Genomic DNA, 20837 nt, shown 5'->3' on the forward strand with positions numbered 1-20837 from the left:
CCTCGCTGCGCGCGCGCAGCCTCGCGGATGATCCTGCCGTCCCCGTCCGGGGGATGCCAGAGCACCCCGCCCCGCCCGGCGCCGCGCGACCTGCGCGGTCGAGGCGGCTGCGCGAGGCTGCCGGGGTGAGCGACGAGCCCCGCCCGCAGCCCCCCGTGCCCGACCGCAGGTGGCCCCGCAGCGTCTACGGCGCGGGACGGGAGCCGGACGTGCGGTTCTCCCTCGCCAACGAGCGGACCTTCCTGGCCTGGATCCGCACGGGGCTGGCGCTGCTCGCGGCGGGGGTGGCGCTGGAGGCCCTCGAGGTGCCCGTGCACCCGGGGTTCCGGCTGGCGGCGGCCGTCGTGCTGCTGCTGCTGGCGGTCGCCGCGCCCGCGCAGGCGTGGTGGGGGTGGGTGCGCACGGAGCGGGCGGTGCGCTGCGAGGAGCCCCTGCCCGCGCCGGTGCTGGGCGGGCCGCTGGCCGCGGGGGTGCTGCTGGCGGTGCTGCTGCTGCTGGCGGGCACGGCGGCCCGGTGAGGACCCCGCGGTGAGGACCCCGCCGTGAGCACCCCGAGCGGGCCGGGCGCACCTCCGGGCCTGCAGCGCGAGCGCACCGGGCTGTCCTGGCAGCGCACCACCCTCGCGCTCCTCGTGTCCTCCGCCGTGGTGGTGCGGCTGCTGCTGGCGGGTCTGGGGGTGGCCGCCGTCGCGGTGGGGGCGACGGGCCTGTCGCTGGCGGCGCTGTTCCACCACGCCGGCCGCCGCCGCGACCGCGACCGCCGCTCCGGGGGCGCCGACGGGCGGGTGCTGGCCACCACGGCTGCGGTGGCGTTGCTGGCCGCGCTGGCCGGTGCCGGCGTGACCCTGGTGCTGGCGGGCCGCGCCTGAGGGGGCGGGGTCAGGACCGCCCGGCGGTTCGGCGCCGGAACCACCGCGGGCCGCCGAGGCCGGCCACCAGGCAGGCCGAGCCCGCGACGGCGGCCAGCCCCACCATGCAGACGCCGACGAGGGCCGTGACCTGCACCAGGGCGCTGGTCGACCCTCCGGGCGGGGCGATGCCGAGGTCCTCGGCGTGCAGGTAGAAACCGGTGCCGACGAAGACGTTCGCGGCCATCGTGCTGGCCGCCACGGCTCCCAGGACGGCGACCGCGGCGGTGAGCCGGACCGCTGCCGCCAGCCTCGGACGCCGCCCAGCCCAGCGCAGACCGGCCCAGGAGGCGAGGAAGCCGGCGAGGGTCAGGGAGCAGATGCCCCTGAGCCAGACGACACCAGCGACCACGTTGGCGGTCGAGTCCAACGCGCCCATCGTGGAGTACAGCCGCCACAGGTCCGGGTGCACGCTCAGAACGGGGTCCACGACGTAGACGCTGACGAAGCAGCCGAGAGCCAGCACGGCGACCGCGACCGTGAGACGCCGCTCGTAGCTCGACCACCGGGCTTGCAGGCGCGGCCCACCGGTGTCGTCCACCGCTCCACGGTCGCAGAGCGGCACGCCCTCCGAGGGGCAGCGCGGACCGTCTCCCTGGTCCGAGCACCACACCGACGCACTTCCTCAACGGTCGGGGCGCAGCGCGAGCCCCTCCCGGGCCAGAGCCTCCCTGAGGAGTGACAGCGCTCGCGGTCCCACGCCGTGCATCTGCAGCAGGTCGGCCTCCCGCAGACGGGCGAGACCGGGCAGGGAGGTCACCCCCGCAGCGGCCAGCGCCCGCAGCGCCGGACGGCCGATGCGGGCGGGCAGGGCCGAGGTGTCGGAGGTCGAGGTGTCGGGGACGGACGGATCGGGCATCAGGACTCCCGCGTGAGGTGGGTCGGTCTCCGGGCGGACTCCCCCGGCGCGCGGTCCTCATCGGCGGCGGGGCCCTCCGTCCGCTGCGCAGGCCCTCCCGCCGACCGTCTCCTCGGCCCCGCCTCCCGCCGTGGACGATGGGCCGGTGCCTCTCGAACCGCCCCAGGGCTACCGCCTGGTCCCCACCGCCCCGGGCGTGGAGGACTACCTGCGACTGCGGCGGCGGGCCGGCCTGACCCCGCGGACACCGGAGCAGGCCGCTGCGGCGCTGCCCGGCAGCTGGCTCGCCCACCACGTCGTGCACATCGCCACCGGCGAGACGGTCGCCATGGGCCGGGTGCTCGGGGACGGCGGGTGGTGCTTCCACGTCGTGGACATGGCGGTGCTGCCCGAGCACCAGCGCCGCGGCCTCGGCGACGCGGTCCTGACCACCCTGCTGGAGCACATCCGCGCCCACGCGCCGGCAGGGGCCTACGTCAACCTCCTCGCCGACCCGCCCGGACGTCGGCTCTACGCCCGCCACGGCTTCACCGACACCGCCCCCGCGTCCGTCGGCATGGCCCTGCGGCTCGGGTGACGGCAACCAGCACCGGCGGCCACCACCGGCCGCCGGCTCCGTCGCGCCCGGCCACGCGCTCCTCCTCGGCGCCGTCCTAGAGTGCGCCCGTGACGAGTGCGCTGGTGGCCGCGGTGAGCGCCCTGGCCCTCGTGATGGCCGCCTGGACGGGTCTGGCCGCCGCCCGTGCCCGCCGGGTCGGCACCGCCTCGCTGGTGGGGCTCGCCGTCGTGGAGGTCACCCTGCTCGTGCTCGTCGTCGTCCTCGCCGTCGACGCCCTGGACGGCACGCGCCCCGTCGAGACGGCCACCGCCGTCGCCTACCTGGTGCTGGCGCCGTTCCTGCTGCCCGCGGCGGCCCTGTGGAGCCTGGCCGACCGCTCCCGCTACAGCCCGCTCGTGCTCACCGTCGCCTGCCTCGGCCTGGCCGTCGTCGCCTACCGGATGCTGCTGCTGTGGCAGGTGCAGCAGTGAGCGCGCCGGTGCCGGGCGACGACCGCCTGCGGGACCTGCGCGGGCTCGGCCGGGTCCTCGTGGCGCTGTACGCCCTGTTCGCGGTGGCGGCCACGTCGCGGGCGGCCGTGCAGATCGCGACCCGCTTCGGCGAGGCGCCGGTGGCGTACCTGCTGTCGGCGTTCGCGGCGCTCGTCTACGTCCTCGCCACCCTCGGCCTGGCGCGCCGGGGCGGCCGCTGGCGCGCGGTGGCGTGGGCGGCGTGCAGCGTGGAGCTGGCGGGGGTGCTCGTCGTGGGGACGCTCAGCCTCGCGGACCGGGCGGCGTTCCCCGACTCCACCGTGTGGTCGGTGTACGGGCAGGGATACCTGTTCATCCCGCTGGTCCTGCCGGTGCTGGGCCTGGTCTGGCTGCGCCGGGAGCGCGCCGCCGTCGGGTGAGGACCCCGCCGGCGGCCCGTCAGTCGTCGAGGGCCGCCGCGCTCAGGGCGACGGGTGCTCCGGTCACCGCGGGCCCGTGGCTCGTGGGCGCCTGCACGACCCGCGAGCGCCCCGCGCACCCCGACCGCTTCGCGAGGTACATGGCGGCGTCCGCGTGGCGCATCAGGACGTCCGGGTCGCCCCCGCACCCCCGGTGGACGGCCACGCCGACGCTGGTCGGCACGTGCACCGCGGTGCCCTCGACGTGGAAGGGCCGCTCGAAGCGCGCCGCGATGCGCTGGGCGGTCCCGGCGACCTCGTCCTCGTCGTGCGCATCGGGGAGGAGGACCACGAACTCGTCGCCCCCCAGCCGGCCGACGACGTCGCCGGTCCGCACGCTCGTCAGCAGCCGGCTCGTCGCGGCGCGCAGCAGCTCGTCCCCGGCGCCGTGGCCGAAGGTGTCGTTGACCGCCTTGAAGCCGTCGAGGTCGCAGTAGACCACCGCCACGCCGTCCTGCGGGGAGCAGGCGTCGAGCAGCTCCTGCAGCCGTTCGGCGATGAGCCGGCGGTTGGCCAGGCCCGTGAGCGTGTCGTGCAGCGACTGGTGGCGCACGGCGTCGACCAGCTGCGCGTTGGCCAGTGCCGTCGACGCCTGGTCCGCGAGCGCGCGCAGCCGGGCCACGGTGTCGGCGCTGCCCCGGTCGAGCGTCCCGCCCTCGCGCCAGCCGGCGATGAGCGCGCCCGCCGGGAGGTCGCAGCCGCCCAGGGGGATCGCGAGGGCCTCGGTGGCGCCCCACGCGCCGAGCAGCCGCCGGACCGGTGGGCTGGCGGTCGTGGCGTTCAGGCGGATCGGGTCGCCCCTGCCGGCGAGCCGGCGGGCCTCGGGGCAGTCGGCGGCGTCCAGGTGGGCGCTGAGGACGGGGCCCGCCGCGGGTTCCACGGCGGTGCTGCGCAGGGACGAACGGTCGTCGTCCCACAGGAGCACGGCCCCCTGGTCGCAGCCGACCACCTCGGCCAGCGCCTGCGCGGTGACCCGGATCACCTGGCCGCGCTCCGACGTCGCCGCGAGCTGCCTCGACAGCTCCAGGAGGGCCTGCAGCCGGCGCACCAGCACCTGCTGCTCCGCCTGCTCCGCCTTCAGGTCGCGCAGCAGCCGGGCGTGGTCGATGGCCAGCGCCGCGTGGCTGCCGAACATGCCGAGCAGCTCCCGCGTCTGCGCGCCGGGGCGCCGGCCGTCGGTCGGCAGGTCCACGCTCAGGGTGCCCAGCAGCTCCCCGTCGGCGGTCAGCATCGGGACGAACAGCGCGTCCTCGGGGTGGAACGCGTCGGGGTCGTCGTCGCTGCTGCCCGCCTCGGGGATCCAGGCGGCCATCGCCTGCTCCTCGGGCCACGTCACGGTGGCGTGGTCGAGGAACACCGTGCCGTGCAGCTCGTCCCCGGCCGCGAGCAGCTCGTCCCAGGACGCGCGGGCGCTGACCTTGCCCCACAGGGCCTCGCGGGCCTCCTCGTCACCCGCGACGGCGACGACCTCCAGGTCGCCGTCGTCGCGCACGAGGTTGACGACGGCCACGCCGAAACCCAGTTCCCGCGCCGCCTCGGAGACCGCCTGCAGCGCCAGGCCCAGGTCGCGGTGCGCGCTGATGCCCACCGCGAGCTCGTGCAGGTTGCGCAGGGCGGTGGCCTGCCGTTCCGCGCAGTCGCGGACGGGTTCCTCCAGCCGCGGCCGGACGAAGGTGAGTGCCAGGCGCAGTCCCCCGCTCACGGGCGTCCCGGGGCGGGGCGGGGCGGACGTCCCCCGGGCGTGGTCTCGTCCATGCGCTGCTCCGTCCCCCCGGCACTGCGGTGCGTCTCGGTTCCCGGCCGTCCTCGGCAGTGCTCGCGGCTCCTCCGAGGATCGGCGGCCACGGCCGCAACCTGAGTTGCTTCGCTGCTGAAGGGTGCCTCGCTCACCCGGAGAGAGCAAGCCCCCCGCCGCGTCTCCGCTGGCCGGTCGCGGAGGCGCGAGGCGGGGCCGTCCGGGCCGGCGGGGGCCCGTCAGGGGCGGTGGGTGAGGTCGGCGTCGGCCCTGGCGAGCCAGAGGGAGGCGGCCAGGGCGGCGGCCACGGGGGTCCAGAGCGCGCGCTCGACGCCCGAGGGGGAGGCGAGGTTGAGGACCGTGCCGAGGACCATCGCGCCGGCGGCGACCGTCAGGATGCGGCGCCGGCGGGCGCCGGGGACGAGGCCGGAGGCGAGCGTCACCGCGAGGCCCGCGTAGACGAGCGCCGAGCCCGCGCTTGCCGCCCGCAGTCCCGGCGGGAGCGTGCCCGGGTTCGTCCCTCCCCAGGCGGCGGCACCCCAGGGTGCGCCCGACGCGAGGGCGATCTGGAACGCCGCCACGCCGACGGTGAGGGCGGTGGCCACGGCGGTCGGCGGACTGGGGCGGGGGATGTTGACGTGCCGAAGGGACATATCTGGAAGATAAAGTATCTGGCAGATATGCTCAAGGAGTGGCTAGAACCTCGCAGACGCAACTGGCCGTGCTCGGTGCCCTCTCCGTCGAACCCATGACGGGCTACCGCCTGCGCACCGAGATCGTCGAGACCCTCGGGCACTTCTGGCACGAGAGCTTCGGGCAGATCTACCCCGCCCTCGCCGGCCTGGAGCGCGAGGGCCTGGTCGCGCGGGACGCCGCTTCCGCCGGGCCCGGCAACCTCTTCCGCATCACCGCGGCCGGCCGGCGGCGCCTTCGCGAACTGCTGGCCGAGCCGTTCCAGCAGCCCGCACCCCGCGACCCCCTCCTGCTGCGCGTCTTCTTCGGCCACCACGTCGAACCGGACCGCCTCCGCGACTGGCTCGCCGAAGCGCTGGCGCAGGCCGAAACCGCCTGCGCGCGCTACGAGGTGCTGCGCGCCGAGATCGAGCGGGCGCCCGACGTCGCGACCCAGGGCAGGTTCCGGCTCCTCACCCTCCTGGCCGGCCTGCACGGCGCGCGGGCCCGCGCGGACTGGGCGCGCGAGGCGATGGACCTCCTCGACGGGGAGGGCGCTCCGGGGTGAGCCCGCGGCGCGGGGCCGGCGGCGTCAGTGCCCGGGCGCCCGCGGTGGTGCCGTGGAGCCCCGCACCACCAGGCTCGGTGGCACGAGCTCGGTGCGGGCCGGCCCTGCCTCCCCGCCGATGCGCTGCAGCAGGTGGGTGGCCGCCCGCCGCCCCACCTCCTCCACGGCGGCGTCGACGCTCGTGAGGGACAGCGGGCGCAGTCGGGCCAGGCTGGAGTTGTCGTACCCGACGACCGAGACGTCCTCGGGGACCCGAAGGCGCAGTTCCGCTGCGGCGGAGAGGATCCCGATGGCCGAGGTGTCGTTGACGGCCAGCACCGCCGTCGGCGGGTCCGGGGCGCCCAGCAGGCGCAGTCCCGCCCGGTGGCCGCCCTCCTCGGTCATGTCCGCCTGCTCCACCGCGCAGGTCCCGCCGCCGGCGGCGATCCCCGCGACGCAGGTCCGTCGGCGAAGTTCCCCGACGAGGCCGCTGCCCGCGACGTGGGCGACGTGGCGGTGGCCCAGGTCGAGCAGGTGGCGCACCGCCAGTCCCATGCCGGCCTCGTCGTCGTTGGCCACGACGTCGACGCCGGGCAGGAGCGGTTCCCGTGCCCCCGCGACCACGGTGGGGACGTACCTGGTCAGGGTTTCGGCGGCCGTCCCGGCGGCGAGTTCGGGCAGCGTCCCCACGATGAGGATGCCGTCCACGCGCAGGTCCGCGAGCGTCTGCAGCAGTTCGGGTTCGGTGCGGGCGTCGCCCAGCAGCGGGCGCAGCCCGTTCTCCCGCAGCAGTGGGCGCACGCCGTCGAGGAGTTCGACGAACCACGGGTTGCGCAGGTCCTCCAGGACGACGCCGACGGTGCGGGAACGGCGCTCCGCGAGGCTGCGGGCCGCCGGGTCCGGGCGGTAGCCGAGTTCCTCCACCGCGCGCAGCACCGCCTGCCGCCGCTCCTCGCTGACGCGCGGGGAGCCCTGCAGCACCAGCGACACCAGCGACTTCGACACCCCGGCGCGGGCGGCGACGCTGCGGATGGTCGGCGGGCGCGTCGGAGGGGTGGTCTGCTCGGGCACCGCGGTCCTTCCTGGTGGCCCGCCGGACGGCGGCCTCCTGCCGGAGGGTCCGGCGATCACGATCGCACTCTGCTGCGCGAGGCCCCCCGCGTCAACGGGGCCGGCCGGGCGCGGGCCCGCCACCTGCGCCGTCGGCCGACCGGTGGCGAGCACCCGGCCCCGGGAGGATGATCGTGGGAAGTGCACCGCAACGGCGCTGTGAAGCGCACTGGGAGGTCGCCATGAACGTCCGTGCAGCGGTTCGACGTCTCGTCGGGCCGTCCGTCCGTCCTCGGCGGTGGGTGCCCGCCGCTGTGCTGGCGGTGGTGGCGGCGGGCCTTCCGGCGGCGCCCGCGGCGGCTGCGCCGGACTGCGGTCAGGTGTGGGGGTCGCAGCAGGAGGAGCAGTTCTCCCCGTCGGTCCCGCGGGGCCACGTCGCAGGCGTCCGCAGCGGGCGGCACGCGTGCTTCGACCGGCTGGTGATCGACGTCGAGGGCAAGACCCCCGGATACTTCGCGCGCTACGTCCCGGAGTTCCGGAAGATGGGCTCGGGTGAGATCGTCCCGCTGCGCGGCGGCGCCCAGCTGCAGGTGATCGTGACCGTCCCGGCCTACGACGACGCCGGGTGGCCGACGTACGACCCGGCGCGGACCGACGAGGTGGTTCCCGTGGCCGGCTACCGCACCCTCCGCCAGGTCGCGTGGGGTTCCAGCTTCGAGGGGTACACCACTCTGGGTCTGGGTGTGCGCGCACGGCTGCCGTACCGGGTGTGGATCCTGGACGGGCCGGGCGACGGATCCCGCCTCGTCGTGGACGTCGCGCACCGCTGGTGACGTCCCGCGCTTGACCGGACGGCGGGGCCGCGGCACCGTAGTCCATGGACCGGTCCAACGGAGCGCGGGACGGGGGCCGGAGTGGCGGACGTGCGGATCGGGATCGCGGGGGTCGGGCGCATCGGCGTGATGCACGCCCGGCACGCGGCGCGGCTCGACGGGGTCGAGGTGGTCCTGGCCGACGCCGACCCCGCCCGGGCCCGCGCCGCCGCCGCGGAGGTCGGGGCGCGGGTCCTCGCCGACGTCGACGCCATGCTGCGCTCCGGTCTCGACGGCCTGCTCGTCGCCGCCGGGACCCCCGCCCACCCCGAGCTCGTCCGCGCGGGGGTGGACGCCGGCGTCCCCGTCCTGTGCGAGAAGCCGCTCGCGCCCGACGCGGCCCGTTCCCGGCCGCTCCTGGAGCACATCGCCGCCCGGGGCGGCACCGTGCGGGTCGGCCACCAGCGCCGTTTCGACCGCGGCTACCAGGAGGTCCGCCGCGCCCTGCGCGCCGGGGAACTGGGCTGGATCCACAACCTCCGCGCCCTCACCTGCGACCAGGCCCCGCCGCCCGTGGAGTTCCTCGCCACCTCCGGCGGCATCTTCCGCGACTGCAGCGTCCACGACTTCGACGCGATCCGCTGGCTGACGGGCCGCGAGGTCGTCGAGGTCTGCGCCCGCGGCAGCAACAACGGCGACCCGGCGATCGGGGAGGTGGGCGACGTCGACACCGCCCTCGCCCTGCTCATCCTCGACGACGGAACCCTCGCCTCCGTCGCGGCCTCCCGCTACAACGGCGCGGGGCACGACGTGCGCCTGGAGGTCCAGGGTTCCCGGGGGACCCTCGTGGCGGGGCTGGACGAGCACAGCGCCCTCCGCTCCGCCGAGGCGGGCGTGGCGTTCCCCGCCGGCGCGCCGCACGCGACCTTCGCGGAGCGCTTCGCCGACGCCTACCGGGCCGAGGTCGCCGCGTTCGTCGCCCTGGTCCGCGGAACCGGGGGAGAGGACCTGTGCACCCCCGAGGACGCCGTCGCCGCCTCCGTGGTGGCCGACGCCGCGCAGGAGTCGCTGGAGAAGGGGGCCCCCGTCCGGCTGCGGGCCGGGTGAACCGGCCCCCGCCCGCGCTCCGCCGGCCCGGCGTGGACCGCGGGCGGGATCACGCCGCGCCGTCCGGCTCCGGCGCCTCGACGCGGAACATCGTCGCCGTCATCGTGGCGCAGTGCACCTCGCCCTCGTCGGTGAGCGCGTACGCGTCGCCCTGGCACACCGTGATGGTCCGCCCGGCGCGCAGGACGCGGCCGCGTGCGACGAGTTCGTGACCCCGCGCCGGTGCGAGCAGGTTGATCTTGAACTCGACGGAGACCACCTCCGAACCCGCGGGCATCAGCGACAGCGCCGCGCAGCCGCAGGCGCTGTCGACGACCGAGGTGGTCACCCCGGCGTGCAGGAACCCGTGCTGCTGGGTCAGTTCCGGGCGGGACCGCACCCGCACCTCGACCGAGCCCGGCTCGACCTGCGTCAGCTCCGCGCCGAGGTGCGCCATCAGCCCCTGCCGGGCGAACGACGACCGGACCACGTCCCCGTAGCGGGGGTTGCGCGCGACCATCTCCGTCACGGCCGCATCGTCGCAGACACCCCGGGCGGTGGACCCCGCCCGGGGTGGCGCGGTCAGTACCGGAACGTGCCCACGACGCCGCTGAGGTCGGAGGCCAGCCGGGCGAGGTCGCCCGCCGCGTCGTTGGTGGCCCTGGCCGCCTCTGCGGTGGACTCCGCGACCTGGGCGACGCCCGAGACGGTGCGCGCGATGTCCGCGCTGCCGCCGGCCGCGTCGTCGATGTGGCGGCTCATCTCCGTGGTGGTGGCGCTCTGCTCCTCCACCGCGCTGGCGATGGTGAGGGAGTAGCTGTCCACCTGGGTGATGACGTCGTGGATGTCCCGGATGGCGTCGGCCACCTGCGTGCTCGAAGCCTGCAGGGCGGCGATCCGGGCGGTGATGTCCTCGGTCGCCCGGCCGGTCTGCTGCGCGAGCTCCTTCACCTCCGACGCGACCACGGCGAAGCCCTTGCCCGCGTCCCCGGCGCGGGCGGCCTCGATGGTGGCGTTGAGGGCGAGGAGGTTGGTCTGCTCGGCGATGGAGGTGATGAGCGCGACGACCGTGCTGATCTCGGAGGTGGCCCGCCCCAGCGCCTCCACCTGCCCGGTGGTCCCCTCGGCGACGGACTTGGCGTGCTGGGCGACCCCGGCGGCGCGCCCGGCGCTGGAGGCGATCTCCTGGATGGAGATGCCCATCTCCTCCGAGCTGGCGGACAGGGTCTGCACGCCGGCGTTGACCTGCTCGGCGGCGGCGGAGGCGCTGGTCGCGCGCTCGGAGGACTCCTGGGCGCCGGCGCCGAGCTGGGTGCTGACGGCGGACAGCTCCTGGGAGGCGCCGGCCAGGGACAGGGCGTTCTCCGCCAGCCCGTTCATGGTGGTGCGCAGGCCCGTGACCGCGGCGTCGAGGGCCTGGGCCATCTGCCCGATCTCGTCCTTGCTGGTGATGCCGACGGTCACGGTGAGGTCCCGCTGCTCCAGCGCCCGCAGGCCGCGCACCGCCTGGGCGAGGGGGACGGTGATGAGGCGGGCCATGAACAGGCCGAGGGCCACGGCGGCGAGGATGCCGGCGGCCAGGACCACCAGGGTGGTGGTGCGGGCGGACTCGTACGTCTCCTGGGCCTCGGCGGCGAGCTGCGCGCCGGCGCTGCGCTCGATCACCATCAGGTCCTCGGTGGCCTTCGAGGCGGCCTGCATGGCGGGCAGGAACTCCGCGTCGCGCACCGCCCGCACGGCGTCGAGGTCGTTGGCGCGGCTGGCGGGCAGGAACTCCTCGTCGCGGACCCGGCGGATCTCCGCGACGGCCTCCTCCAGGCGGGCGACGGCCTCCTCGCGCCCCGTCATGTCGGTGGCCGTGTAGGCGGCGAACGCCTCGTCGAAGGCGGCGTCGCTGGCGGCGAGCTGCTGCTCGGTCGCCTTCATGGCCGGCTCGTCGAGGGAGATGGCGTGGTCGAGGAGCAGCCCGCGCCCGTCGTACAGGGCGGTCTCCGCAGCACCGAGCACGTCGACGGCGACGAGGCCGTCGGCGTAGATGCGCTGTGCCCGGTCCTTCAGCCCTGCCAGCGAGGTGAGCCCGACCAGCCCCACCGTCAGGGCGGCTGCGCAGGCCACCGCGATCGCGGCCACGATCTTCGTGCCGACGCGGCGGTCGGCGATCCAGCCGACGAGGGCGTTGCGTTGCATGGAGGGGGCTCCCGGGACGAGGGGGGGTTGACACCCTTCCATCGGTGCCCGGGGCGCCCACTTGACCGCTCAAGGCTCATTGGAACGGTTCCGATGCGGCGGGCTCGCGGTTGGCAGGCCCGGCGGAGCGGTCGGCGTCCGTGCCCTCAGCCTCCGCGCAGCGCCCGCCGGTAGCGGCGCCGGTACCAGCGCTGCGCGACCAGCACCAGCGGGAACGCCGCCCGCCAGGCACCGCGGCCCGGGCGGGTGAGGGAGCGCAGGGTGAGCCACACCCCTCCGTCGGGCGCGCGGTGCACGATGAACGCCTCCTCCCCGGAGACCGGGTGGCCCTCGAGCGTGCCGTAGGAGAAGCCGCACCGGTCGGGCTCGTCCACCACGGCCACGACGAGCACCGGCTCCCGCAGGGAGATCGGGCCGAGCGAGGCCACGAGCCAGTGCCTCGCCCCCGCCTCGACCCGCCCGCCGGGACCCGGGACGACGGTGAAGCCGCTGCGGGTCTTCACCTCCCAGGCGAGCACCGCCGAGGCGGCCGCGGCCCACCGCTCCCGCCCGCTGCCGAGGAGGACGCTCCGCTCGTACCTGCGGAACCCCGGCGGCGCCTGCGTCCAGTGCCCGTCCGCCGGTCGCGTCGCCCCCACCGGGGAGTAGTTCGGCGTCAGGTCGGCCAGCCGCCGCCGGCTCACCCCCGCGCACCCGAGGTCGTCACGCCCACCATCGTGCCGTGCCCCGCGGGCGCCGTCCGGGTGGAGCGCCCGGCACGCGCGGCACGGAGCACCGCCGGGAGTGGGCGACCATGGGGAGACCATGCTGATGAAGTCCCCGCACTCCCGCTCCCTGGCCCTCCTGCTGGCAGGGCTCGTCCTCGTCGCCGTCGTCATGCGCGCGCCGATCACCGGCGTCGGCCCCGTCCTGCCGCGGATCACCGACGAGCTCGGCCTGACCTCCACCGCCGCGGGGCTGCTCACCGCGCTGCCGCTGCTGGCGTTCGCCGGTGCCTCGGCCGTCGTGCCGTCGGTCTCCCACCGCTGGGGGGCGCGACCCACCCTGCTCGGCGCCCTGGTCCTGATGGTGGTGGGCGCGGGGCTGCGCTGGCTGCCGGGCAGCGGGGGTGCCGCCGTGGCCGCGCTCTTCGCCGGCACCGCCCTCGTCGGTGTCTCGATCGCCGTGGCGAACGTGCTGCTGCCCGCGGTGCTGCGGCTGGAGTTCCCCGCGCGGGTGACCGCCATGACCGGTGGCTACGTGGTGCTGATGGGCCTGACCGGGGCCATCTCCTCGGGAACGGCGGTGCCGCTGGCCGACGCCGCACCCGGTGGGTGGCGGACCGCGCTCGCGGTGTGGGCGCTGCCCGCCCTGGTGGCCCTGGCGGTGTGGGCGGTGCTGCTGCGCAGGGGCCAGCCGCAGGAGCAGGCGGTCGAGGCGCCGCGGGCGCGGATGCCGTGGCGTTCGGGGCTCGCCTGGCACGTCAGCGCCTTCATGGGCCTGCAGTCGGTGGGCTTCTACGTCGCCCTCGCCTGGCTGCCGACGGCCCTGCGCGACATCGCCGGCCTCGACGCCGCGGCCGCGGGCTGGCAGCTGTTCCTCATGCAGGCCGCGGGCATCGCCGCCAGCGCCGCCCTGCCGCTGCTGCTGCGCAGCCACCACCACGACGCGGCCGCGGCGGCCGTCGCCTCCGTGCTCACGGCGGTGGGCTTCGCGGGGCTGGTGCTCGTGCCGGCTGCGGCGACGCTGTGGAGCGTCGTGCTGGGTCTCGGCATGGGCGCCACGGTCGTCCTGGCGCTGTCGTTCCTCAGCGCCCGCGCGGTGAACGCCTCCCAGTCGGCTGCCCTCTCCGGGATGGCCCAGGCCGTCGGCTACCTCTTCGCCGCCGCCGGGCCGGTGCTGGTGGGCGCCCTGCACGGCGCGACGGGGGGCTGGGCGGTTCCGCTGGGTGTCCTCGCCGTCGTCACGTTCGCGCAGGCCGGGGTGGGTTGGGCGGCGGGCCGCCCCCGCACCCTGCAGGAGGCCTGATGCGCGTCCCGCCGGTGGCCCGCCCGGAGAGCCTCAGGCCGGTTCGGGGCGCAGCTCGAACCAGACGGTCTTGCCGAGGGGGCCGACCCCCAGCTCCGTCCCCCAGCGGGAGCTGAGCAGTTCCACCATGGCCATGCCGCGGCCGTGCTCCGCGTCGCTGCGCTGCGCTGCGACGAGCGGCATCCCGCCGCCCTCGTCGGCGACCTCGACGTGCAGGAAGCCCGGCCGGATCCGTGCCGCCACCCGCACCAGGCCGGAACCGTGCACGATGCCGTTCGTCACGACCTCGGAGACGAGCAGCTCCGCGCGCTCGACCGTGTCGGAGTCCAGGTCCCCCCTCGCCACCCAGGGCGCGCACCACTCGGTGAGCAGCCATCGCGCCACGGCCACGGAGCGCGGCTGGGGAGGCAGGACCACCTGCAGCACGGGCCCTCGACCTCCGGTCCGGGCGCCGGCGGCGCCGCCTCTTCCTCACGTCTGGCTGGGGTGACCCCAGTGAACCACTCGGACCGTCGTGGTGCCGTGCGGTGGCCTGGCGTTGCGGTGGCCTGGCGTTGCGGGGACCCGGCGCAGGCGGTTCGCTGCCCACGACGCACCGGAGCCTGCGGACGGGTCGCCGCCCGTCCGCCGCCCACGCCCGGTGCCGGGACGGAGGAGCAGATGGAAGGGGCCACCCGCACCGGCCGCCTGGCGATCGCGGCCGACGCGTGGCGCACGAAGCTGTGGCCGTTGCCCACCGCATGCGTGCTCGTGTCCGTCATCGCGGGCGTGGGGCTGCCGCAGCTCGACCGGGCGATCGACGCGGGGCTGTCGGAGCTCGTCTCCGCCTGGCTGTTCAGCGGGGGGCCGGAGGCGGCGCGCTCGGTGCTGTCCGCCATCGCGGGTTCCCTCATCACGGTGACGTCCCTGACGTTCTCCCTCACCGTCGTCACCCTCCAGCTGGCCAGCAGCCAGTTCTCGCCCCGCCTGCTGCGGACCTTCGCGCGCGACCACGTCGTGCAGGGGACGCTGGGGCTGTTCCTGGCGACGTTCGCGTTCTCCCTCACGGTGCTGCGCACGGTGCGCTCCGCCACCAGCCAGGGCCCGGGGTTCGTCCCGCAGATCTCCACGACCGTCGCGGTCGTGCTGGCCCTGCTGAGCGTCCTCGCCCTCGTCTTCTTCCTCGGCCACCTGGCCCGCCAGATCCGCATCGAGACGGTGCTGGAGACGGTGCGCCGGGAGACCGAGGAGACCATCGCCGAGACGGTCCCCGACGCGGGGGACCAGCCCGCGCCGCTGCCGCCCTGGGTGGAGGAGGTGGGCCGTGGCCAGCGGATCGCCGCGGACTCGTCGGGGTTCCTGGTCGCCGTCAACGGCGGGAAGCTGCTCGAGGCCGCCGTGGACCTGGACGCGGTGGTCCTCGTCGACCGCCGCCCCGGTGACCCGGTGGTGGCGGGAGTTCCGCTGGCCTTCGCCCTGCCGCTGGAGGACGACGGGGCGCTGGACGTCGTGGGACTGGCGAAGCGGGTGCGCGCGGCGGTCACGGTGGGGGCGGAGCGCACGGCCCCGCAGGACCTCGCCTTCGGTGTGCGGCAGCTCGTGGACGTGGCCGCCAAGGCGCTCTCCCCGGGCATCAACGACCCGACCACCGCGGTGCACGCCCTCACCCACCTGTCCTCCCTGATGTGCCGGCTGGGGAACCGTCCGCTCGTGGACGACCGCCTGTGCGACGAGGAGGGCAGGGTGCGGGTGGTGCTGCGCCGCTACTCCTACGCGGACCTGCTGGAGCTGGCCGTCGCGCAGACCCGCCGCTACGGCGCCTCGGAACCGGCGGTGCTGGAGCGGCTGCTGATCCTGCTGCGCGAGGTGGCCTGGTGCACGGACGGGGAGGACCGGCGCCGCTGCGTGCGCGAGCAGCTGGAGCGCACCCGCCAGGTGGTGGTCGACGGGGAGTTCGACGACGTGGACCGCACCCGCCTGCTGGGGACGTCGCGGGACGTGGAGGTCGCGCTGGCCGGGGACTGGCCGCCCTCGGGGACCTGAGGCACGGGGCGCTCGCCGGGCCCGCTGGCTCAGCGGGGGCGCCCGCCGAGCCGGCGGGAGAGTTCCGCGGCCGCGCGACGGGTCTCCGCCGCCAGGTGCGCGGCCCGGGCCCCCGGCTCGCTCCCGGGCCCGGGCGTGGTGAACGTGACGGCGATGCTGGCGACGGGGTGGCCGTTGGGGTCGAGGACGGCGGAGGCCACCGACGACAGGCCCGGCGTCACGTCGCCGTCCTCCTCCGCCCAGCCGGTGCGACGGGCGCGGGCGAGCACCGCCCGCAGCTCCGCGGGGGAGGCGGGGCCCGTCCCGTGCCGGGTGGTGAAGGCGCCGCGGTCGGGGAACAGCGCCCGCACCTGCGCGGCCGGCATCGCGGCGAGCATCGCCCGGCCGCTCGCCGTGAGGTGGGCGGGCAGGCGCACCCCGACGTCGGTGACGAGGGAGGGGCGCCGCCGGGCGCGCTCCTCGACGACGTAGTACGTGTCGCGCCCGTGCAGGACGGCCAGGTGCGCGCTCTCCCCGGTGCGGTCCACGAGCCGGTCCAGCAGGGGCCTGCCCAGCCGCGCCAGGGGTTCCCGGTAGGAGAACGCCGAGCCGACCTCGAAGGCCGCGACCCCGAGGGCGTAGCGGCGCTCCTCGGGCAGGTGCACGACGAAACCCTCCTCCACCATGGCGGCCAGCAGGTGGTACGTGCTGGAGCGGGGCAGCCCGAGGTCGCGGGCCAGGGAGGCGGCCGTCACAGGGCCGCCGTGCTGGGACAGCAGCCGCAGCACCGCCAGGGCGGCCCGCGCCGCCGGCACCTGACCCGGCATCCCGCCTCCCCGCAGCCCCCGTCGACGTCTCGCACCTGAGACGGTAACCCCCGCTGCGGCCTGCCCCGCGGCCCGGCGCGGGTGTGTGCTGGAGCCATGGCCGAAACGACCCTCACCGCCGCCGCCGCACCCACCTCCGTCCCCGTCGTCGTGGGCACCGGCGGCGTGAGCGCGGCGGACGTCGTGCGGGTGGCGCGGCACGGCGCGCAGGTCCGGCTGTCCCCCGAGGCGGTGGAGGCGATGACCGCCACCCGTGCCCGGATCGACGCCCTCGCCGCCGCCGACCGCCCCGTCTACGGGGTGTCCACCGGGTTCGGGGCGCTGGCCACCCGCCACATCCCCGTCGAGAAGCGCGCCCAGCTCCAGCGCAGCCTCGTGCGCTCCCACGCCGCCGGCTCCGGCCCGGAGGTCGAGCGCGAGGTCGTGCGGGCGATGGTGCTGCTGCGCCTGGCGACCCTCGCCTCCGGCAGGACCGGGGTGCGGCCGCAGACCGCTGCCGCCTATGCCGCGCTGCTGTCCGCCGGCATCACCCCCGTCGTCCACGAGCACGGCAGCCTCGGCTGCTCCGGCGACCTCGCGCCGCTCGCGCACGTCGCCCTCGCGGTGATGGGGGAGGGGGCGGTGCGCGACGCGGAGGGCACCCTCCTGCCCGCCGCCGAGGCGCTGGCCGCGGCCGGGATCGAGCCGGTGCAGCTGGCGGAGAAGGAGGGCCTGGCCCTCATCAACGGCACCGACGGGATGCTCGGCCAGCTCGTCCTCGCCTGCGCGGACCTCGACGCGCTGCTGAAGCTCGCCGACGTGGCCGCCGCGATGAGCGTGGAGGGGCTGCTCGGAACCCCCGCGGTGTTCGCCGCGGACCTGCACGCGCTGCGCCCCCACCCCGGGCAGGCCGCCTCCGCGAGCAACCTCACCCGGCTGCTCGCCGGCTCGGAGATCGTGGCCAGCCACTCCGGGCCCGGCTGCCACATCGTGCAGGACGCCTACTCGCTGCGCTGCGCCCCGCAGGTCGCCGGCGCCGCCCGCGACACCGTGGAGCACGCCCGCACCGTCGCCGCCCGCGAGCTCGCCAGCACCATCGACAACCCGGTCGTCACCCTCGACGGGCGCGTCTCCTCCAACGGCAACTTCCACGGCGCACCGGTCGCCTACGTCCTGGACTTCCTCGCGATCGCCGCGGCGGACGTGGCCTCCATCTCGGAGCGACGCACCGACCGGTTCCTCGACAAGGCCCGCAACCACGGCCTGCCGCCGTTCCTCGCCGACGACCCCGGCGTGGACTCCGGGCACATGATCGCCCAGTACACGCAGGCGGCGGTCGTCTCGGAGCTCAAGCGCCTCGCGGCACCGGCGAGCGTGGACTCCATCCCGTCCTCGGCGATGCAGGAGGACCACGTCTCCATGGGCTGGTCCGCCGCCCGGAAGCTGCGCCGCAGCATCGACGGGCTGACGCGGGTGCTGGCGATCGAGGTCCTCACCGCCGCCCGCGGCCTGGACCTGCGCGCGCCGCTGCGGCCGGGCCCCGCGACGGCCGCGGTGCGCGACGCGCTGCGCGAGCACGTCGCCGGCCCCGGCCCCGACCGGCACCTGTCGCCGGAGATCGAGGCCGCCGTGGAGCTGGCCCGCTCCGGTGCGCTGCTGACCGCCGCGGAGTCCGCCGCCGGCCCCCTCGACTGACCTGCACGAACCCCCCATCGACCCGCTGGACCGGAGGAACCCCATGGACGGCGCCCGCCCCGTGCGCGCCCCGCGCGGCACCACCCTCACCGCCCGCAGCTGGCAGACCGAGGCGCCGCTGCGGATGCTGATGAACAACCTCGACCCCGAGGTAGCGGAGCGCCCCGACGACCTCGTCGTCTACGGCGGCACCGGCCGCGCGGCCCGCGACTGGCGCAGCTACGACGCCATCGTGCGCAGCCTCACCGCGCTGGAGGGCGACGAAACGCTGCTCGTGCAGTCCGGCCGCCCGGTCGGGGTGTTCCGCACCCACGAGTGGGCTCCGCGGGTGCTCATCGCGAACTCCAACCTCGTCGGCGACTGGGCGACGTGGCCGGAGTTCCGCCGCCTGGAGCAGCAGGGCCTCACGATGTACGGGCAGATGACCGCCGGGTCGTGGATCTACATCGGCACCCAGGGGATCCTGCAGGGCACGTACGAGACGTTCGCGGCCGTCGCGGAGAAGCGCTTCGGCGGGACGCTGGCGGGGACGCTGACGCTGACTGGGGGCTGCGGCGGCATGGGCGGGGCGCAGCCGCTGGCCGTCACGCTCAACGAGGGCGCCTGCCTGGTGGTCGACGTCGACGCCACCCGGCTGCGCCGGCGCGTGGAGCACCGCTACCTCGACGAGTGGACCGACGACCTCGACGACGCCGTGCAGCGCGTGCTGGCCGCGAAGGCGGAGCGGCGGCCGCTGTCCGTCGGTCTCGTCGGCAACGCCGCCACCGTCTTCCCGGAACTGCTGCGCCGCGGGGTCCCCGTCGACGTCGTCACCGACCAGACCAGCGCCCACGACCCCCTGTCGTACCTGCCGGAGGGCATCTCCGTGGCGGACTGGCACGAGCGGGCCGCCAAGGACCCGGAGGACTTCACCGCCCGCTCCCGCGCCGCCATGGCCAAGCACGTCGAGGCGATGGTCGGGTTCCTCGACGCGGGCGCGGAGGTGTTCGACTACGGCAACTCCATCCGCGGGGAGGCGCAGCTCGCCGGGTACTCCCGGGCGTTCGACTTCCCCGGGTTCGTGCCCGCCTACATCCGGCCGCTGTTCTGCGAGGGCAAGGGCCCGTTCCGGTGGGCGGCGCTGTCCGGGGACCCCGCGGACATCCGCGCCACCGACGAGGCGGTGCTGCGGGAGTTCCCCGACGACGAGAAGCTGCACCGCTGGATCAAGGCCGCGCAGGAGCGGGTCGCGTTCCAGGGCCTGCCCGCACGCATCTGCTGGCTCGGCTACGGCGAGCGGGCCCGCGCGGGGCAGCGGTTCAACGAGCTGGTGGCCTCCGGGGCGGTGCAGGCGCCCGTCGTCATCGGCCGCGACCACCTCGACTCTGGCAGCGTCGCCTCCCCGTACCGGGAGACCGAGGCCATGGCCGACGGTTCCGACGCCATCGCGGACTGGCCGCTGCTCAACGCGCTGCTGAACACGGCCTCCGGTGCGACGTGGGTGTCGCTGCACCACGGCGGAGGCGTCGGCATCGGCCGTTCGATCCACGCCGGGCAGGTCACGGTGGCCGACGGCACGGAACTGGCCGCGGCGAAGCTGGAGCGGGTCCTCACCAACGACCCCGGCACGGGCGTCATCCGGCACGTCGACGCCGGCTACCCCCGCGCCGAGGAGGTCGCCGCCGAGCGGGGGGTCCGGGTCCCGATGCTGGAGGGCGGTCAGCCGCAGTGAGCCCCTCGCGCGCCGGCGCGGCCACGTTCCGGCGGCAGTGGTCCGAGCTGGAGCCGGTCGGGCGGCACGCGGGGACGGGCGGCTACCGCCGGTTCGCCTGGACCGCCGCCGACGCCACCTGCCGGGAGTGGTTCGCCGCCGCCGCGGCGGAGCGCGGCCTCGACGTCGTGGCGGACCGGGCGGGCAACCTCACCGCATGGTGGGGCGACCCCGACGGCAGCGGACCGGGCGGCGGGCCCGGCGTGGTGACGGGCTCCCACCTGGACTCCGTGCCCGACGGCGGGGCGTTCGACGGCCCGCTGGGGATCGTCACCGCGTTCGCCGCGCTCGATGCGTTGCGGGAGGAGGGGTTCGTCCCCGCGCGCCCGCTGGGGATCGCCGCGTTCGCCGACGAGGAGGGCGCCCGCTTCGGGGTGGCGTGCGCGGGGTCGCGGCTGCTCACGGGGGAGCTGGCCCCGGACCGGGCCCGGGCCCTGCGCGACGACGCCGGCACCACCCTCGCGGAGGCCGCGGCCGCGTCCGGGGTGGACGTGCGCCACCTGGGCCGCGACGGGGAGGCGCTGCGCCGCATCGGCTGCTACGTGGAGCTGCACGTGGAGCAGGGCCGCGCCCTGGCCGACCTCGGGGGGCCGGTGGCGGTCGGCAGCGGCATCTGGCCGCACGGCCGCTACCGCCTGGACCTCGACGGTGCCGCCGACCACGCGGGTACGACCCTGCTGGCGGACCGGCGCGACCCGATGCTGGCCTACGCCGTCGCGGTGCTCGCCGCCCGCTCCCGCGCCGCGGCGCTGGGGGCGCGGGCGACGTTCGGGCGGGTGCGGGTGGAGCCCGGCGGCACGAACGCGGTGCCGTCGCGGGTGCAGGCGTGGCTGGACGCCCGCGCGGAGGACGAGACCACCCTCGCCGCGCTCGTGGAGGGCGTGCGGCAGGACGTGGCCGAGCGCTCCGCCCGGGAGGGGACGGACGTCGCGCTGGTGCCCGAGTCCGTCTCCGGTGCCGTCGGCTTCGACGGCGCCCTCACCGCGCGGGTGCGGGCGGCGGTGGCGGGGGCCGGGGCGGAGCTGCTCGCCGCCGACGGAACCGTGCCGGTCCTGCCCACGCAGGCGGGGCACGACGCGGGGATCCTCAGCCCCCACGTGCCGACCGCGATGCTGTTCGTGCGCAACCCCACGGGCACGTCGCACTCCCCGGCGGAGCACGCGGAGGAGGCCGACTGCCTGCACGGGGTGCGGGCGCTGACCGCGGTGCTGGCCGACCTGCTGGGGGAGGGGTGA

Annotated in this window: 23 protein-coding genes; 13 read left to right on the top strand and 10 right to left on the bottom strand. The window is 76.4% G+C overall.

From position 1 onward, the window contains the following. The first annotated feature begins 125 nt into the window (after positions 1-125). Positions 126-518 carry a YidH family protein gene (locus CLV92_RS16170; RefSeq protein ID WP_245886892.1) on the top strand — a complete coding sequence of 131 codons (393 nt, stop codon included), beginning with the start codon at positions 126-128 and terminating at the stop codon, positions 516-518. Between the two features lie 24 nt (positions 519-542). Beyond that, positions 543-869 (top strand): DUF202 domain-containing protein, encoded by a 327-nt coding sequence (locus tag CLV92_RS16175; protein WP_104434402.1) that lies wholly within the window; start codon positions 543-545, stop codon positions 867-869. Positions 870-879: 10 nt separating this feature from the next. Here the strand turns inward: CLV92_RS16175 and CLV92_RS16180 are convergent, their stop codons facing one another. Further along, complete coding sequence (locus CLV92_RS16180) at positions 880-1449, bottom strand: Clp protease/crotonase-like domain-containing protein (RefSeq protein WP_104434403.1); 570 nt, start codon at positions 1447-1449, stop codon at positions 880-882. Positions 1450-1533: 84 nt separating this feature from the next. Then, complete coding sequence (locus tag CLV92_RS16185; protein WP_104434404.1) at positions 1534-1767, bottom strand: helix-hairpin-helix domain-containing protein; 234 nt, start codon at positions 1765-1767, stop codon at positions 1534-1536. A gap of 145 nt (positions 1768-1912) precedes the next feature. Here CLV92_RS16185 and CLV92_RS16190 point away from each other — a divergent pair, with 145 nt between their 5' ends. The 3 genes from CLV92_RS16190 (at position 1913) to CLV92_RS16200 (ending at position 3215) form a co-directional block, all read left to right on the top strand. Next, complete coding sequence (locus CLV92_RS16190; RefSeq protein ID WP_104434405.1) at positions 1913-2344, top strand: GNAT family N-acetyltransferase; 432 nt, start codon at positions 1913-1915, stop codon at positions 2342-2344. 89 nt (positions 2345-2433) lie between these two features. Further along, complete coding sequence (locus tag CLV92_RS16195) at positions 2434-2796, top strand: hypothetical protein (protein WP_146099592.1); 363 nt, start codon at positions 2434-2436, stop codon at positions 2794-2796. Further along, on the top strand, positions 2778-3215 hold the full coding sequence (locus CLV92_RS16200) for a hypothetical protein (protein WP_245886893.1): 438 nt from the start codon (positions 2778-2780) through the stop codon (positions 3213-3215). The genes CLV92_RS16195 and CLV92_RS16200 overlap by 19 nt, the downstream gene beginning before the upstream one ends. A gap of 19 nt (positions 3216-3234) precedes the next feature. On the opposite strand, the gene CLV92_RS16205 is transcribed toward CLV92_RS16200, so the two are convergent. Together CLV92_RS16205 and CLV92_RS16210 are read right to left on the bottom strand one after the other, a co-directional pair. After that, on the bottom strand, positions 3235-4956 hold the full coding sequence (locus CLV92_RS16205; protein ID WP_146099593.1) for a diguanylate cyclase domain-containing protein: 1722 nt from the start codon (positions 4954-4956) through the stop codon (positions 3235-3237). Between the two features lie 272 nt (positions 4957-5228). Then, positions 5229-5642, bottom strand: coding sequence for a hypothetical protein (locus CLV92_RS16210; protein WP_104434412.1), 414 nt, complete (start codon positions 5640-5642; stop codon positions 5229-5231). 38 nt (positions 5643-5680) lie between these two features. On the opposite strand from CLV92_RS16210, the gene CLV92_RS16215 reads away from it, so the two are divergent. Then, entirely contained in the window at positions 5681-6229 is a 549-nt protein-coding gene (locus CLV92_RS16215) for a PadR family transcriptional regulator (RefSeq protein WP_146099594.1), read from the top strand. 24 nt (positions 6230-6253) lie between these two features. On the opposite strand, the gene CLV92_RS22535 is transcribed toward CLV92_RS16215, so the two are convergent. Further along, positions 6254-7279, bottom strand: a complete 1026-nt coding sequence (locus tag CLV92_RS22535; protein ID WP_104434416.1) for a LacI family DNA-binding transcriptional regulator — start codon at positions 7277-7279, stop codon at positions 6254-6256. Between the two features lie 221 nt (positions 7280-7500). Here CLV92_RS22535 and CLV92_RS22540 point away from each other — a divergent pair, with 221 nt between their 5' ends. Together CLV92_RS22540 and CLV92_RS16230 are read left to right on the top strand one after the other, a co-directional pair. Then, the gene (locus tag CLV92_RS22540; RefSeq protein WP_104434418.1) at positions 7501-8091 is read left to right on the top strand and encodes an AMIN-like domain-containing (lipo)protein; all 591 of its coding nucleotides are present in this window, start codon (positions 7501-7503) and stop codon (positions 8089-8091) included. 81 nt (positions 8092-8172) lie between these two features. Further along, the gene (locus CLV92_RS16230; protein ID WP_104434420.1) at positions 8173-9177 is read left to right on the top strand and encodes a Gfo/Idh/MocA family protein; all 1005 of its coding nucleotides are present in this window, start codon (positions 8173-8175) and stop codon (positions 9175-9177) included. Positions 9178-9226: 49 nt separating this feature from the next. Here the strand turns inward: CLV92_RS16230 and CLV92_RS16235 are convergent, their stop codons facing one another. The 3 genes from CLV92_RS16235 to CLV92_RS16245 all read right to left on the bottom strand — a co-directional run bounded on the left by CLV92_RS16235 (position 9227) and on the right by CLV92_RS16245 (position 12026). Then, positions 9227-9685 (bottom strand): PaaI family thioesterase, encoded by a 459-nt coding sequence (locus CLV92_RS16235; RefSeq protein WP_211291190.1) that lies wholly within the window; start codon positions 9683-9685, stop codon positions 9227-9229. Between the two features lie 53 nt (positions 9686-9738). Next, entirely contained in the window at positions 9739-11343 is a 1605-nt protein-coding gene (locus tag CLV92_RS22935) for a methyl-accepting chemotaxis protein (protein WP_104434422.1), read from the bottom strand. Between the two features lie 146 nt (positions 11344-11489). Next, on the bottom strand, positions 11490-12026 hold the full coding sequence (locus CLV92_RS16245; protein ID WP_211291191.1) for a DUF1990 domain-containing protein: 537 nt from the start codon (positions 12024-12026) through the stop codon (positions 11490-11492). A gap of 127 nt (positions 12027-12153) precedes the next feature. On the opposite strand from CLV92_RS16245, the gene CLV92_RS16250 reads away from it, so the two are divergent. Next, the gene (locus CLV92_RS16250; RefSeq protein WP_104434592.1) at positions 12154-13350 is read left to right on the top strand and encodes an MFS transporter; all 1197 of its coding nucleotides are present in this window, start codon (positions 12154-12156) and stop codon (positions 13348-13350) included. Between the two features lie 33 nt (positions 13351-13383). On the opposite strand, the gene CLV92_RS16255 is transcribed toward CLV92_RS16250, so the two are convergent. Further along, positions 13384-13776, bottom strand: coding sequence for an ATP-binding protein (locus CLV92_RS16255; RefSeq protein WP_104434426.1), 393 nt, complete (start codon positions 13774-13776; stop codon positions 13384-13386). 234 nt (positions 13777-14010) lie between these two features. Between CLV92_RS16255 and CLV92_RS16260 the strand changes: the two genes are divergently transcribed. Beyond that, complete coding sequence (locus CLV92_RS16260; RefSeq protein ID WP_104434428.1) at positions 14011-15372, top strand: DUF2254 domain-containing protein; 1362 nt, start codon at positions 14011-14013, stop codon at positions 15370-15372. A gap of 29 nt (positions 15373-15401) precedes the next feature. Here CLV92_RS16260 and CLV92_RS16265 read toward each other — a convergent pair whose 3' ends face one another. Then, a complete protein-coding gene (locus CLV92_RS16265) occupies positions 15402-16178 on the bottom strand; it encodes an IclR family transcriptional regulator (protein ID WP_104434430.1) in 777 nt (258 codons plus the stop codon). A 96-nt stretch (positions 16179-16274) separates the two neighbouring features. On the opposite strand from CLV92_RS16265, the gene hutH reads away from it, so the two are divergent. From hutH to CLV92_RS16280, 3 genes are read left to right on the top strand one after another with little or no spacing between them, the layout of a single operon-like run. Continuing rightward, a complete protein-coding gene (gene hutH / locus CLV92_RS16270) occupies positions 16275-17852 on the top strand; it encodes a histidine ammonia-lyase (protein ID WP_104434432.1) in 1578 nt (525 codons plus the stop codon). A gap of 43 nt (positions 17853-17895) precedes the next feature. Next, a complete protein-coding gene (gene hutU, locus CLV92_RS16275) occupies positions 17896-19563 on the top strand; it encodes a urocanate hydratase (RefSeq protein WP_104434434.1) in 1668 nt (555 codons plus the stop codon). Continuing rightward, complete coding sequence (locus tag CLV92_RS16280) at positions 19560-20837, top strand: allantoate amidohydrolase (protein ID WP_104434436.1); 1278 nt, start codon at positions 19560-19562, stop codon at positions 20835-20837. Before hutU ends, CLV92_RS16280 begins: the two co-directional genes overlap by 4 nt.

This window comes from Kineococcus xinjiangensis, assembly GCF_002934625.1.
In the GTDB taxonomy this organism is placed as follows: Bacteria; Actinomycetota; Actinomycetes; order Actinomycetales; family Kineococcaceae; genus Kineococcus_A; species Kineococcus_A xinjiangensis.

What these genes read in the sequence shown, in the direction of transcription:
- CLV92_RS16185 (WP_104434404.1), bottom strand. Translation starts at nt 1,767, where the DNA reads ATGCCCGATCCGTCCGTCCCCGACACCTCGACCTCCGACACCTCGGCC.
- CLV92_RS16210 (WP_104434412.1), bottom strand. Translation starts at nt 5,642, where the DNA reads ATGTCCCTTCGGCACGTCAACATCCCCCGCCCCAGTCCGCCGACCGCC.
- CLV92_RS22540 (WP_104434418.1), top strand. Translation starts at nt 7,501, where the DNA reads ATGAACGTCCGTGCAGCGGTTCGACGTCTCGTCGGGCCGTCCGTCCGT.
- CLV92_RS22935 (WP_104434422.1), bottom strand. Translation starts at nt 11,343, where the DNA reads ATGCAACGCAACGCCCTCGTCGGCTGGATCGCCGACCGCCGCGTCGGC.
- CLV92_RS16250 (WP_104434592.1), top strand. Translation starts at nt 12,154, where the DNA reads ATGAAGTCCCCGCACTCCCGCTCCCTGGCCCTCCTGCTGGCAGGGCTC.
- CLV92_RS16260 (WP_104434428.1), top strand. Translation starts at nt 14,011, where the DNA reads ATGGAAGGGGCCACCCGCACCGGCCGCCTGGCGATCGCGGCCGACGCG.
- CLV92_RS16265 (WP_104434430.1), bottom strand. Translation starts at nt 16,178, where the DNA reads ATGCCGGGTCAGGTGCCGGCGGCGCGGGCCGCCCTGGCGGTGCTGCGG.
- hutH (WP_104434432.1), top strand. Translation starts at nt 16,275, where the DNA reads ATGGCCGAAACGACCCTCACCGCCGCCGCCGCACCCACCTCCGTCCCC.
- hutU (WP_104434434.1), top strand. Translation starts at nt 17,896, where the DNA reads ATGGACGGCGCCCGCCCCGTGCGCGCCCCGCGCGGCACCACCCTCACC.